Raw genomic sequence first — 12,682 nt, 5'->3', positions numbered from 1 at the left:
CGGGCCCAACTCAGCGGTGCAGCCACATGCGGATCGCAAGCAGCAATTGATCGGTGTTGACGGGTTTGGCGAGGTAATCGGACGCGCCGGCTTCGAGGCATTTCTCCCGGTCACCCTTCATCGCCTTGGCGGTCAGCGCGATGATCGGAAGGCGGGCGAAGGCCGGGTTTTCGCGAATGACGCCGATGGTCTGGTAGCCATCCATCTGCGGCATCATGATGTCCATCAGAACGATGGCGATCTCCGGATTGGATTCGACCAGGGTGACGGCTTCACGGCCGGTCGTGGCGGTCAGCACCTTCATGCCGCGCCGTTCCAGCACGCTCGACAGCGCGAAGATGTTGCGGGCGTCGTCGTCGACGAGAAGCGCAGTCTTGCCGATCAAATCCTCGTCGGAACTGTTCAGCTTCTCCAGCATGCGCTGCTTCTCGACGGGAAGCTCCGTGATCACGCGGTGCAGGAACAGCGCGGTCTCGTCGAGCAGGCGCTCCGGCGATTCCACGCCCTTGACCACGATACTGCGCGCCATGGTGTGGAGTTCCGCATCCTCCTCCGCTGAAAGCTCGCGGCCGGTGAAGACCACGACCGGAACGTTGGACAGCGCCTCGTCGTTGCGGATCTGGTCCAGCACCTCGAAGCCGCTCATGTCGGGCAGCCTGAGGTCGAGCACCACGCAGTCGCAGGGCGCCTCGCGCAGCGTCGAAAGCGCGCCGGCGCCGGTGTCGGTCGTCACGATCTCGATGTCGTCGTGGTGCAGCAGCTCGCGGATCGAAAGCTGCTCGGCCTCGTTGTCCTCGACGATCAGGAGCCGCTTGCGCCTGGGACGCGCATATTCCTTGATCTGCGTCAGCGCGGCCGAGACGCCTTCGGTCGTCGTCGGCTTGTTGACGAAGGAGAACGCACCACGGGCCAGCGCATGCTGGCGGTCCTCGTCGAGCGTGATGATCTGCACGGGGATGTGGCGGGTCAGCGGATTGTGCTTGAGCTGGCTCAGCACGGTCCAGCCGAGCATGTCGGGCAGGAACACGTCGAGCGAGACTGCTCTCGGCTGGTACTGCTTGGCAAGCTCCAGCGCCTCCGCACCGCGGGCGGCGACCAGAACCTTGAATCCCTTGTCGCGCGCGAGGTCGACCAGCACACGTGCATAATGCGGGTCGTCCTCGACGATCAGGAGGATGCTGTCGCCAGGCTCGAGGTTGAGCCGGTCGTCGGGAAGCTGCTCGATGACGCGCTGCTGCTCCGGCGCGGCCGGCTGCAGCGCTGGCGGCTGATTGTGTTGCTGCGGCGCAGGTGCGGCGCGCGGTGCGAGCGTCGGGCCGGAATATTTGAGCGGCAGATACAGCGTGAACGACGAGCCCTTGCCTGGCGAGCTGCGCAGATGAATCTCGCCGCCGAGCAGGCTTGCCAGTTCGCGGCTGATCGCAAGCCCAAGGCCGGTGCCGCCATATTTCCGGCTGGTGCCGGCATCGGCCTGCTGGAACGCCTCGAAGATCAGCTTCTGCTTCTCCACGGGAATGCCGATGCCGGTGTCGGACACTTCGAACGCGATCACGGCCGGCGCGGAGTTCAGCACCGGGTGATCCGTTCCCCAGCCGCCGACCGCGGCGGTGACATTCAGGCGCACCTCGCCTTCGGCGGTGAACTTGAAGGCGTTGGAGAGCAGGTTCTTCAGCACCTGTTGCAGGCGCTTGGAGTCGGTGACGATGCTGCGAGGGAGGGCCGGATCGACGTCGATCTTGAACGACAGATTGCGGTTGTCCGCCTCATGCCGGAACGGCCGTCCGACGGTCTCCAGCAGGTTCGCGGTCAGGATTTCCTCGGCGTCGACCGTCACCGTGCCGGATTCGATCTTGGACAGATCCAGAATGTCGCTGATGAGATTGAGCAGGTCGGTGCCGGCGCCGTGGATGGTGCGGGCGAATTCGACCTGCTTGGCCGAGAGGTTGCCGTCCGGATTGTCGGTGAGCTGCTGTCCCAGGATCAGGATCGAGTTCAGCGGCGTGCGCAGCTCGTGGCTCATATTGGCGAGGAATTCGGACTTGTACTTCGAGGTCAGGGCAAGCTCGGTCGCCTTTTCCTCGAGGGCGCGGCGGGCCTGCTCGATCTCCTGGTTCTTGCGCTCGACCTCGACGTTGCGCTCGGCGAGCTGCTGCGCCTTCTGCTCGAGCTGGTCGTTGGTCTGCTGCAATTCGCGCTGCTGGGTCTGCAGCTCGCCGGCGAGCTGCTGCGACTGCTTGAGCAGGCCCTCGGTCTGCATCGTCGCTTCGATCGAATTGAGAACGATGCCGATGGAGTCGGTGAGCTGCTCCAGGAAGGTCATCTGCGATGTCGTGAAGGAGACGAGCGAGGCAAGCTCGATCACGGCCTTGACCTGGCCTTCGAACAGCACCGGCAGCACGACGAGGTTCTTCGGCGCGACGCGGAACAGCGCCGAGTTGATCGGCACCGCGTCGGATGGAATGTCGGCGACCACGCGCGGCCGCTTGTCGAGCGCGCACTGGCCGATCAGGCCGTCGCCGAACTGCAGCACGCGCTGATACGGGTAGATGCCGTCACTGGCATAGGAGGCCAGCAGCAGGAGTTGCGGATTGTCCTCGCTCTCGACCTGGTAGATCACGCCGGTATGGGCGTTCACCAGCGGCGACAGCTCGGTCAGCAGCAGCCGGCCCACCGTGGTGAGGTCGCGCTGGCCTTGCAGCATGTTGGTGAACTTTGCGAGGTTGGTCTTCAGCCAGTCCTGCTCGGTGTTCACGTCCGTCGTGAGACGGAGGTTCGTGATCATGGTATTGATGTTGTCTTTGAGCTCGGCGAGCTCGCCGCGGGCGTCGACCTGGATCGACCGCGTCAGATCGCCTTTGGTCACGGCGGTCGCGACTTCCGCGATCGCGCGCACCTGCGAGGTGAGGTTGGCCGCGAGCAGGTTGACGTTACCCGTGAGGTCCTTCCAGGTGCCGGCGGCGCGGGGCACGTCGGCCTGACCGCCGAGACGGCCTTCGACGCCGACCTCGCGCGCCACCGACGTCACCTGGTCGGCGAAGGTCGCGAGCGTATCGGTCATGTTGTTGATGGTATCGGCGAGAGCGGCGACTTCGCCCTTGGATTTCACAGTGAGGTTCTGCTTGAGGTCGCCGTTGGCGACCGCGGTCACAACCTTGACGATGCCGCGGACCTGCTCGGTCAGGTTCGCCGCCATGAAGTTGACGGTGTCGGTGAGATCCTTCCAGGTGCCGGCGACGCCGGGCACCTGGGCCTGGCCGCCAAGCTCGCCCTCGGTGCCGACCTCGCGCGCCACGCGCGTGACTTCGCCGGCGAAGGCGTTGAGCTGGTCCACCATGGTGTTGATGGTGTTCTTCAGCTCGAGGATTTCTCCCTTCACGTCGACGGTGATCTTGCGCGACAGGTCGCCGCGCGCGACCGCCGTGGTCACTTCGGCGATGTTGCGGACCTGGGTGGTGAGGTTCGCGGCCAAAAGGTTGACGTTGTCGGTGAGGTCCTTCCAAGTGCCGCCGACGCCGGGAACCACGGCCTGACCGCCGAGCCGGCCTTCGGTGCCGACCTCGCGCGCCACGCGCGTCACTTCCGCGGCGAAGGAGCGCAACTGCTCGACCATGGTGTTCAAGGTGTCCTTGAGCAGCAGGATCTCGCCGCGCACGTCCACCGTGATCTTCTTCGACAGGTCGCCGCCGGCGATCGCGGTCGCGACCTCGGCGATGTTGCGGACCTGGGCCGTGAGGTTCGAGGCCATGAAGTTGACGTTGTCGGTGAGGTCCTTCCAGGTGCCGGCGACGCCGGGCACTTCGGCCTGGCCGCCGAGCTTGCCTTCGGTACCGACCTCGCGCGCCACGCGCGTCACTTCGCCGGCAAAGCCGTTGAGCTGGTCCACCATGGTGTTGATGGTGTTCTTGAGCTCGAGGATTTCGCCCTTCACGTCGACGGTGATCTTGCGCGACAGGTCGCCGCGCGCGACCGCGGTGGTCACTTCGGCGATGTTGCGGACCTGGGCGGTGAGGTTGCCCGCCATCGAGTTCACGGAGTCGGTCAAGTCCTTCCAGGTGCCGGCGACGCCCGGCACGTTGGCCTGTCCGCCGAGGCGGCCTTCGGTACCGACCTCGCGCGCCACGCGCGTCACCTCGCCCGCGAAGCGGTTGAGCTGGTCGACCATCGTGTTCAGCGTGTCCTTGAGCTGCAGGATCTCGCCGCGCACGTCCACGGTGATCTTGCGCGACAGGTCGCCGCCGGCGATCGCGGTCGCGACCTCGGCGATGTTGCGGACCTGCGCGGTGAGGTTGCCCGCCATCGAGTTCACGGAGTCGGTCAAGTCCTTCCAGGTGCCGGCGACGCCGGGCACGCCGGCCTGGCCGCCGAGCTTGCCGTCGGTGCCGACCTCGCGCGCGACGCGCGTGACTTCGCCGGCGAAGGCGTTGAGCTGGTCGACCATGGTGTTGAGCGTTTCCTTCAGCTGAAGGATTTCGCCCGACACGTTCACCGTGATCTTCTTCGACAAATCGCCCTTCGCCACGGCGGTCGCGACCTCGGCGATGTTGCGGACCTGGCCGGTGAGGTTGGAGGCCATCGAGTTGACGCTGTCGGTGAGGTCCTTCCAGGTGCCGCCGACGCCGCGCACGACGGCCTGGCCGCCGAGCTTGCCTTCGGTGCCGACCTCGCGCGCCACGCGCGTCACCTCGCCGGCGAAGGCGTTGAGCTGGTCCACCATGGTGTTGATGGTGTCCTTCAGCTCGAGGATCTCGCCGCGGACGTCCACCGTGATCTTCTTCGACAGGTCGCCGCCGGCGACCGCGGTGGTCACCTCGGCGATGTTGCGGACCTGGGCGGTCAGGTTCGACGCCATCGAGTTGACGCTTTCGGTGAGGTCCTTCCAGGTGCCGGCGACGCCGAGCACGTTGGCCTGGCCGCCGAGCCGGCCCTCGGTGCCGACTTCGCGCGCCACGCGCGTCACTTCGCCGGCAAACGCGTTGAGCTGGTCGACCATGGTATTGAGCGTCTCCTTCAGCTGAAGGATTTCGCCCGAGACGTTCACCGTGATCTTCTTCGAGAGGTCGCCGCTCGCGATGGCGGTGGCGACGTCGGCGATGTTGCGGACCTGCGCCGTCAGGTTCGAGGCCATGAAGTTGACGTTGTCGGTGAGGTCCTTCCAGGTGCCGGCGACGCCGGGCACCTGCGCCTGGCCGCCGAGCTTGCCTTCGGTGCCGACTTCGCGCGCCACGCGCGTCACTTCCGAGGCGAACGAGTTGAGCTGGTCCACCATGGTGTTGATGGTGTCCTTCAGCTCCAGGATCTCGCCGCGCACGTCCACCGTGATCTTGCGCGACAGGTCGCCGCGCGCCACGGCGGTGGTGACGTTGGCGATGTTGCGGACCTGTGCGGTCAGGTTGCCGCACATCGCGTTGACGGAGTCGGTCAGGTCCTTCCAGGTGCCGGCGACGCCTGGCACGATCGCCTGGCCGCCGAGCTTGCCGTCGGTGCCGACCTCGCGCGCGACGCGCGTCACTTCGGAGGCGAAGGAGCGGAGCTGGTCCACCATCGTGTTGATGGCTTCCTTGAGCTGAAGGATCTCGCCGCGGACGTCGACCGTGATTTTCTTGGAGAGGTCGCCGTTGGCGACCGCGATCGTCACCTCGGCGATGTTGCGAACCTGGTTGGTCAGGTTGTTCGCCATCGAGTTGACGCTCTCGGTGAGGTCCTTCCAGACGCCTGTCACCTCAGGCACCTGGGCCTGGCCGCCGAGCTTGCCTTCGGTGCCGACCTCGCGCGCCACGCGCGTCACCTCGGAGGTGAACACGCCGAGCTGCTTGATCATGGTGTTGACGATGGTCGCCGACTGCAGGAATTCGCCCCGGAGCGGACGGCCATCGACGTCGAGCTTGACGGTCTGAAGCAGGTCGCCTTGCGCGACCGCCGCGACCGCACGCGTCACCTCGCGGGTCGGCCACAGCAGGTCGTCGATCAGCGTGTTGACGGAGCCTTCCATGTCGGCCCAGGAGCCCGAGGCGAGGCCGAATTTCACGCGCTGGCGCGTTTTGCCTTCACGGCCGACCACCTGGCCGACCAGCTCGAGCTGCTGCGCCATGCGCTGGTTGGCGGCGATGATTTCATTAAAAGTGTCGGCGATCTTGCCGTCGATGCCGAGATAGTCGCCGCTCATGCGGACGGAGAAATCGCCGCTGCGCATGGCCTGCAGGGCGAGCAGCAATTCGGCCCGGGAATCCGGATCCGATACACCGTTGGGTTTTGGCTTTGGGACGCGACGACCGGACCGTGATGCAGATCCGGGATCGAGGTCGCTCATACTGATTCCCCCGCAGGTGTCGGCCGAATCCACGGCAAGACGCAATTGGTCAAAATAGAGCGTCAGCCAAATTCGAAATCAAGCGCCAACGTGTGACGCGAGGTATGGAACCTGTCTTGCTCAGCCCGACGGCAATAACCGCAATCCGCTGAATTGGTTCCATTGCGGTTCAAAAAAGAAACGGCATCGGCGACCCCGCCCCATTGTCGGTCCCCGGAAGGCCCCTTCGGAACGGAGCGCCGAGCCTCGCGGTTAGCTCCAAAACAGGGAGAAGGGATATGAAAGCAGGATTTGCCGCGATCGTCGTCATGCTGTTTGCCGGGTCAGCCTTGGCGCAGGGCGGAGCGCCCAGCGGCCGCGGGGCGGTGACCGGCGATCCCGCCGCGAGCTCAGCCAGCCCGAAGGCGGATACACCGACCACGGGGGCGGCGACCCGGTCGAACCCGAGCGGCAGCGGCACCTCGTCTTCGGGCGGCAAGGACGACAATGGCGATGCGGGCCGGGACAGGATGCCGGAGAGCGACCGCACCGTGCGACCGCAGAGCCAGCAACATCATCCGAATGATAAATAGAGGGGGCTACTTGTCCGCCATGGTACGCCCGGCGTCCTTGACCTGCGCACGCAGCATCGGGAGCTGCTCGCGCGCGAACGTTGCGAGCGCCGCGTTGTCGGGCGCCTTCAGATAGCGTTCGAGCAGCTCGATGGCCGATTCATATTCGGGAATCTGCGAGGCATAGAAGCTTCGGACGTAAGTCGGTCCGTCCGACGTTTCAGGCTCGACCAAGCCCGCGCTGACCGACGTCGTCTTGCCGACGCGCGGCTCCGCGCCGATCGCCTCCTGGATCTGCTTCAGCGCCTTGTCGCGCTTGGCAGCTTCCTCGGCACGCAAGGCGGCGAGGTTCTTGACCTCGGCGTTGCCCTTCAGATCGGTGCTCTCCAGCAGGCCTTGCTGGAAGCGGCTGAAATTATAGAGGCCACTGATGACGTCGATTGCGCTCGGAGGGCGGTCGCCGGACTTTCGTTCACCGGTGCTGTCGGCAAGCGCTGCGGTGCTGATGAATGCCAGGACGATCGCGACAGGAACTCGCATCGATATCAAACAGCCAATGGCGGGCGAAGTTCCCTGAACATTACGATCCGGCAACCGGGTTGCGACGCGAGAGTTCCGTCCCCACGTCTTCAAAATGAAACAGTCTGACATCTTCAGGGATAATGCGGACAACTGTCTTCAGCTCGCTGAGCGCGCCGAGGGACAACCCGCCCACAAGCGCTTCTCGCGCATGGCGGACGCCTGGACGGCGCTCGCTCACGAGCAGGATTGGCTCGATGGCGAAATTCCGCCCGTCGTGGTTCGTTTCCCTCAAAAGCGGGATGCGTGAGGGCTCTTCTTTTCGTGAATCCGCGTGTGAGACTGCTCACGGAACGCAAGCGACCAATCCAGGATGATCAGGGAACAGTCGATCGTTGGTTTTCGCTTCCAGAAGGAGGTTTTGTGATGGCTCCACGTCTGGCTCTTCTTTCACTCATTCTCGCCTTTGGTGTGTCGGTCGCGTTCGCGACGGTGACGACGGTGCGTCAGGTTCATCTGGAGAACGCATCGGCTGCGGTCCACGCGACGCACAGCTAGCGCCGCGCCGGAACATTCGACGCCGCAGTGCGTAAGCGCTTCGACACATCAGAGAGAGGCGAAGCACATCATGGCCCATTCCGACCACGGCATCGTCAAGGACAAACGGGCGGAGGAACAGCCGCGCGACAAGCAGCGCGCGCAGTCCGTGCACAAGACGGATCCGCAAAAGACGGGTTCGAAAGGCTCACCGTCGCGGGAGGCGACGCGCGATCCCAAGCTGAACGACAACAGCAAGACCCCGGGCTCAGGCATGACGCCGGACGATTCCGGCGACGCGCCGAGCGGCTAAAGCATGATCCGGAAAAGTGCGCGGCTCCGAAAAGACCATGCTTGAACAACCTAAAGCGCGATGACGATTCATCCTCATCGCATCGCGATTTAGACGCAACGGATTAGCGCGAGGAACAAATCCTTGCGCGAGGCGTCGACAGGTTGCTTCCGGTTGTCATGCCCCCGGTGCGCCGGAAGCAATCTCCAAGGACGGCCCTGGCACCCACCGTGCCGGGGTCGTTCGCTTATGGACGGTTCTTGCGGGTCAGCCCCCGGTGCCGTTCTCGGGATCTTCCTGCGTATGTCCCTCGGGCCCGCGGCCGAACACGCCGAAGCTGCTCGACTTCACACCCGCGGCTGCGTCGACGCCGACGGCGGCCAGTCCGAACTTGAGCAGTTCGCGGACCGCTGCCGCCCGCGTCGGCATGCGATGCTTGAACCGGAAATCGTCAACGGCGGCCAACTCTTCCGGCGAGAGCATGACCTGAAGGCGCTCGGCGCGAAGGTCGTTCATGGTCGATCACGCAAATTGAGTAGGTTGAGTAGGTTACTCAACGAACCAACTTGGCGGGAGTTCCACAAGAGTCGATAAAGACGCCAAATGAGTATGAAAATATAGCAAAATCAATGACTTATTATTGAAACGACTTTGGCGGTGGCGCATTCTCATGGAAAGGGAGTGAAGCCATGACGGACGAAGTCAGGTTACCCCGGAAACTTTCCGAAGAGCCGGAAGGCCCCAAGCCGGTGCGTCCGAGCCACCAGAAGGTCATCGAGCAAGTCGAGCGCTGGGCCAACAGCCCGGGTCTGCAGCCACCGAGGACGGAAGATGCGAAGACGATATGAGCCACATACATTCGAGCAGCGTCTCAGGGCGCAGAAGCTGCGGCTTGAGCACGAATTGTCGGACCTGCCGGACGGCCGCCAGCGTGACGTTGTTCTCGCGCGCATCGATCAGCTTCAGACGGCCGCCGAGATGTATGGCTTTCTGATGCTACGGGAAGAGGCCGCGGCCCCTCGCTGATGGCCCCATGCGTTCGGTCTGCGTGGTGCGCGAGGTGATGCGAAGCTTTCGCCGCAGCCACCACCCCGACACCGACACGGCCGCCCATACCAGGATGGCGGCGATGAACGCTCCGATCACGGTTGTCGAAACCACGATGTAAAAGACTGCAGCGAATGCCGCCAGGCCGATGCTTCCCAGGCCGGCACCGGCGGCATCGACGGCTGCGGCCTGCCGCCCGCGTCTGTCTCCGCTGAGGCCGGCCTTTTCCTTGGCGCGGCGCTCATGGCTTTCGATCAGCGTTGCGCTGGCGCAGAAGATGGCGGGGAGCGCGAGGAAGAGGCCGCCGACGGAGACGCCGAAACCCGTGGTCACGGCCCCCGCGAGGACCGTCGCCAGTCCGCCGAGCAGAAAGCGGATACCATACTCGTACCACCGCGTCTGTTTGAGCGCCGATGAAGACAGTTTGACCAGCATCAGGCAGCACCTCCGAAACCCGCGAGCAGAGCGAAGGCGACGACGAGCCATGCGGCAAAAGCGAGGATGGTGGCTGGCAGTGCGGAGAAGTGAAACCTCATCAGGAGATGGCAGACGACGATGCTGTAGCAGCCGAGAGCGATGGCACCATAGATCATCGTCCAGCTTTCGGCGGCGACATATTGCGGGCCGTGCTGGACGACGGCGATGCTGAGGGTGGCCAGCGCGACTGACGGCGCCGCGCCGAGCAGGCCGGCAAAGCTCTTCGGTCGAAGCATGTCGCCCAGGATCGCGAAGGCGGAGACGATCATGCCGCCGGCGATGAAGCGCAGGAGATATTCGGTCATGACCGGACTCGCGGGGCTTTAGGCCGCCGCTTCGCCAGCGTGAACGGCCTGAACAGTCGCTCGACGGCGACGCCAAGCGTAAAGCCCGCCACCACATCGCTGGCCCAATGCGCAAGCACCACGACGCGCGTCAACGACAGCGCCACGGCAAGGACGCGGACCGCCCGACGCCGGGCAGGCGGCAACAGGCCGGCCGCCGAGGCAAGCGCGCCCATATGCACGGCGTGACCGGAGGGAAATGCGTCGCGGGATCGCCCCGAGAAGGGGACGCCGCGCCAATGGCCGGTGACCGTCAGCCGGTCCGGCCTGGTCTGGTCGAACACGGACTTCAGAACATGCGGCAGTATGGCCGTCGCCAGCGAGACCATCAGAACGTGATCTGCAACGGGACGCTGCTGCGGGTGCCGCAGCCGGGTGTAGAGCCATCCCGCAGCGGCCAGCGCGATGAGCACATGCTCGTCGGCCCCCCAGGTCAACGTCTGGGCGGCATGCTCGAGCCCCGAGTTGGTGTTGTGTGCGATCTCGTTCGCGATCGCCGTGTCGATCCGGGTGGGTTTGACTGTTACGAGCGCCATCGGTCAGCAGGCGAGATGTTCTCAATGACAAATTTGTAAAGCCCGGAAACAAGGAAGGTTCCTGAGCTCCGCCGCGTGGCATCAGGCCCGCGGCGCTGCGACTATGGCTGCCCGGATCCGCCAGCAGCGCCATAGACCTGGCCGGTCGCATAGCTGGCGTCGGCGGCGGCAAGCTGCACGTAGATCGAGGCGAGCTCGACCGGCTGGCCGGGGCGGCCGAGCGGCGTCATGCCGCCAAATTTTTCGAGCTTCTCCATCGTGGCGCCGCCGGAGACCTGGAGCGGCGTCCAGATCGGCCCCGGCGCCACGCCGTTGACGCGGATGCCCTTGGACGCGAGCTGCTTGGCCAGCGCCTTCACATAGTTCATCGTCGCCGCCTTGGTCTGCGCATAATCGTAGAGATCGGGCGAGGGATCGTAAGCCTGCTCGGAGGTCGTGCCGATGATGCAGGATCCGGGCTTGAGATGCGGCAGCGCCGCTTTGATGATCCAGAACGGCGCGTAGATGTTGGTCTTCATGGTCGCGTCGAAGTCCTGCGAGGAGATGTCGAGGATGGAGGCGCGCGCCTGCTGCCGGGCGGCGTTGTTGACGATGATGTCGAGACCGCCAAGGCCCTGCACGGTCTGCTCGACCAGCCTTTTGCAGAAGGCTTCCTCCTGGAGATCGCCGGGGATCGCCAGCCCGGTGCGACCTTCCTTCTTGATCAGCGCGATCACCTCCTGCGCATCAGGCTCTTCTGCCGCCAGATAATTGATGGCGACGTTGGCGCCTTCGCGCGCATATGCAATGGCGGCGGCGCGGCCCATGCCGGAATCGCCGCCGGTGATCAGCGCCTTGCGGCCGGCGAGCCGACCGGAGCCCTTGTAGCTGGTCTCGCCATGGTCCGGCCGCGGCTCCATCTTGCCGGCGAGGCCCGGCCAGGGCTGCGACTGCTTTTTGAACGGCGGCTTCGGAAAGCGGCCGACGGGATCAATCAGCGCATGCTCGCCCATGTGCGTATCTCCTTTCGCGGTCGAAGACGCCAGCGCAGCCGTGGCGAGCGTCGTGCTCGCGGCGCGAACGATGTGCCGGCGGGATATTGAGGTCCTGTCCTGCTGCGCCATGATGTCCTCCGCGATGGTGTGATCTCCATGCGCGGAGACAGGCATCGTTGCCAGGACGCAGAGGACGCCGGCCAAGCCGGCGCCCTCGTTCGAGGTTTACTTCGCCTGGCCGACACTCGGCGCCTTGCCGAGCTCCTTGGCCATGTCGAGATGGTGCTTGAGCGCCGGCAGAGTCTTGCCGGCCCAATCCTTCAGCGCGGAATTGTCGCCGCCCTTGGCGTAGCGCTCGAACAGCGACACGGCATCCTCATGGGCGCTCACCTGATAGGAATTGTAGTCCGAGCTGAAGTCTTTGCCGTTCGCACTCTTGAGCTTGTCGAGCTTGCTCTGGTGCGAGCTGTCGAGCGCCGTCGGAAGGGTCGCCTGCATCTTGCCGTCACCGACGAGGCCCTTGAGCTCGGTGCTGGTCTTGGTGTGGTCGGTCACCATCTGTTGCGCGAAGCTCTTCTCCTGCGCGTTGCCCTTTTGCGTGGCAAGTCTGCTCGACTCGATCTCGAACATGTCGCTGATGGCGACCTGCTTGACGAAGTCGGCAGTCGTTGGCGCGACGCCGAGCGCCGAATTGACGCCGGTCTTCTCGCCAAGAGATTGGGCGAGCGCGGGCCCTGCGACAAGCACGCAGGCAAGGGCGATGATGGTACGTTTCATGGTTCGGTCCCTCCGAGTGCGGCGCGCGGCCTCTTGCCGCGCGGTGTTGCGCCGATCAACACGTCGCATGCGCCGAGGTTCCTAACGGCTAATCCGTCGGATTCCGCCCGGTGCGCGGATTGACGGGATCGGTCGGCTTGCGTCGAAGCCGCTCCGGCAGAAACGGCTCGGCGGGGGCAGCCGTGGCGTCGGCACGCACATCGGCATGGTGCTGCGCGCGCTCGTGCGGAGTCTTGTTGTCGTTGAAATGGTATTTCACGTCGACGCCGTCGACGGGATCGTTGACGCCGTGCTGGATGTCGCGAAAGTCGCTCATGGTTG

General features: G+C 64.7%; 14 protein-coding genes. 5 read left to right on the top strand and 9 right to left on the bottom strand.

Annotation, left to right across the window (positions count from 1 at the left end):
* Positions 1–10: 10 nt before the first annotated feature.
* Positions 11–6,307 carry a HAMP domain-containing protein gene (locus tag RAD10_RS39140; RefSeq protein WP_461621645.1) on the bottom strand — a complete coding sequence of 2,099 codons (6,297 nt, stop codon included), beginning with the start codon at positions 6,305–6,307 and terminating at the stop codon, positions 11–13.
* A 278-nt stretch (positions 6,308–6,585) separates the two neighbouring features.
* On the opposite strand from RAD10_RS39140, the gene RAD10_RS39135 reads away from it, so the two are divergent.
* Complete coding sequence (locus RAD10_RS39135) at positions 6,586–6,879, top strand: hypothetical protein (RefSeq protein ID WP_461621644.1); 294 nt, start codon at positions 6,586–6,588, stop codon at positions 6,877–6,879.
* A gap of 6 nt (positions 6,880–6,885) precedes the next feature.
* Here the strand turns inward: RAD10_RS39135 and RAD10_RS39130 are convergent, their stop codons facing one another.
* On the bottom strand, positions 6,886–7,398 hold the full coding sequence (locus RAD10_RS39130) for a DUF4142 domain-containing protein (RefSeq protein WP_461621643.1): 513 nt from the start codon (positions 7,396–7,398) through the stop codon (positions 6,886–6,888).
* Positions 7,399–7,492: 94 nt separating this feature from the next.
* On the opposite strand from RAD10_RS39130, the gene RAD10_RS39125 reads away from it, so the two are divergent.
* The 3 genes from RAD10_RS39125 to RAD10_RS39115 all read left to right on the top strand — a co-directional run bounded on the left by RAD10_RS39125 (position 7,493) and on the right by RAD10_RS39115 (position 8,227).
* On the top strand, positions 7,493–7,687 hold the full coding sequence (locus tag RAD10_RS39125) for a hypothetical protein (protein ID WP_018321739.1): 195 nt from the start codon (positions 7,493–7,495) through the stop codon (positions 7,685–7,687).
* Positions 7,688–7,803: 116 nt separating this feature from the next.
* Positions 7,804–7,935 carry a hypothetical protein gene (locus RAD10_RS39120; RefSeq protein ID WP_256467012.1) on the top strand — a complete coding sequence of 44 codons (132 nt, stop codon included), beginning with the start codon at positions 7,804–7,806 and terminating at the stop codon, positions 7,933–7,935.
* 70 nt (positions 7,936–8,005) lie between these two features.
* Positions 8,006–8,227, top strand: a complete 222-nt coding sequence (locus RAD10_RS39115; protein ID WP_028144043.1) for a hypothetical protein — start codon at positions 8,006–8,008, stop codon at positions 8,225–8,227.
* A gap of 246 nt (positions 8,228–8,473) precedes the next feature.
* Here RAD10_RS39115 and RAD10_RS39110 read toward each other — a convergent pair whose 3' ends face one another.
* Positions 8,474–8,722 carry a hypothetical protein gene (locus tag RAD10_RS39110; RefSeq protein ID WP_091964774.1) on the bottom strand — a complete coding sequence of 83 codons (249 nt, stop codon included), beginning with the start codon at positions 8,720–8,722 and terminating at the stop codon, positions 8,474–8,476.
* A 173-nt stretch (positions 8,723–8,895) separates the two neighbouring features.
* Between RAD10_RS39110 and RAD10_RS39105 the strand changes: the two genes are divergently transcribed.
* Positions 8,896–9,054, top strand: a complete 159-nt coding sequence (locus tag RAD10_RS39105; protein ID WP_461621642.1) for a hypothetical protein — start codon at positions 8,896–8,898, stop codon at positions 9,052–9,054.
* Positions 9,055–9,202: 148 nt separating this feature from the next.
* On the opposite strand, the gene RAD10_RS39100 is transcribed toward RAD10_RS39105, so the two are convergent.
* From RAD10_RS39100 to RAD10_RS39075, 6 genes are all read right to left on the bottom strand, one after another.
* Positions 9,203–9,688 carry a hypothetical protein gene (locus tag RAD10_RS39100; protein WP_461621641.1) on the bottom strand — a complete coding sequence of 162 codons (486 nt, stop codon included), beginning with the start codon at positions 9,686–9,688 and terminating at the stop codon, positions 9,203–9,205.
* Positions 9,688–10,035 (bottom strand): DUF3147 family protein, encoded by a 348-nt coding sequence (locus RAD10_RS39095; RefSeq protein ID WP_461621640.1) that lies wholly within the window; start codon positions 10,033–10,035, stop codon positions 9,688–9,690. The genes RAD10_RS39100 and RAD10_RS39095 overlap by 1 nt, the downstream gene beginning before the upstream one ends.
* Positions 10,032–10,610: a phosphatase PAP2 family protein gene (locus tag RAD10_RS39090; protein ID WP_461621639.1), complete on the bottom strand. Its 579-nt coding sequence runs from the start codon at positions 10,608–10,610 to the stop codon at positions 10,032–10,034. The genes RAD10_RS39095 and RAD10_RS39090 overlap by 4 nt, the downstream gene beginning before the upstream one ends.
* Before the next feature lie 101 nt (positions 10,611–10,711).
* Complete coding sequence (locus RAD10_RS39085) at positions 10,712–11,713, bottom strand: SDR family oxidoreductase (protein ID WP_461621638.1); 1,002 nt, start codon at positions 11,711–11,713, stop codon at positions 10,712–10,714.
* A 96-nt stretch (positions 11,714–11,809) separates the two neighbouring features.
* The gene (locus RAD10_RS39080) at positions 11,810–12,361 is read right to left on the bottom strand and encodes a DUF4142 domain-containing protein (protein WP_461621637.1); all 552 of its coding nucleotides are present in this window, start codon (positions 12,359–12,361) and stop codon (positions 11,810–11,812) included.
* Between the two features lie 88 nt (positions 12,362–12,449).
* Positions 12,450–12,677 (bottom strand): hypothetical protein, encoded by a 228-nt coding sequence (locus tag RAD10_RS39075; RefSeq protein ID WP_461621636.1) that lies wholly within the window; start codon positions 12,675–12,677, stop codon positions 12,450–12,452.
* Positions 12,678–12,682 lie beyond the last annotated feature (5 nt).

The sequence above is a fragment of the Bradyrhizobium sp. 23AC genome, from assembly GCF_054863025.1.
The sequence above is the reverse complement of the archived record's forward strand: the minus strand, read 5'-3'. Positions and strand labels throughout refer to the sequence as shown.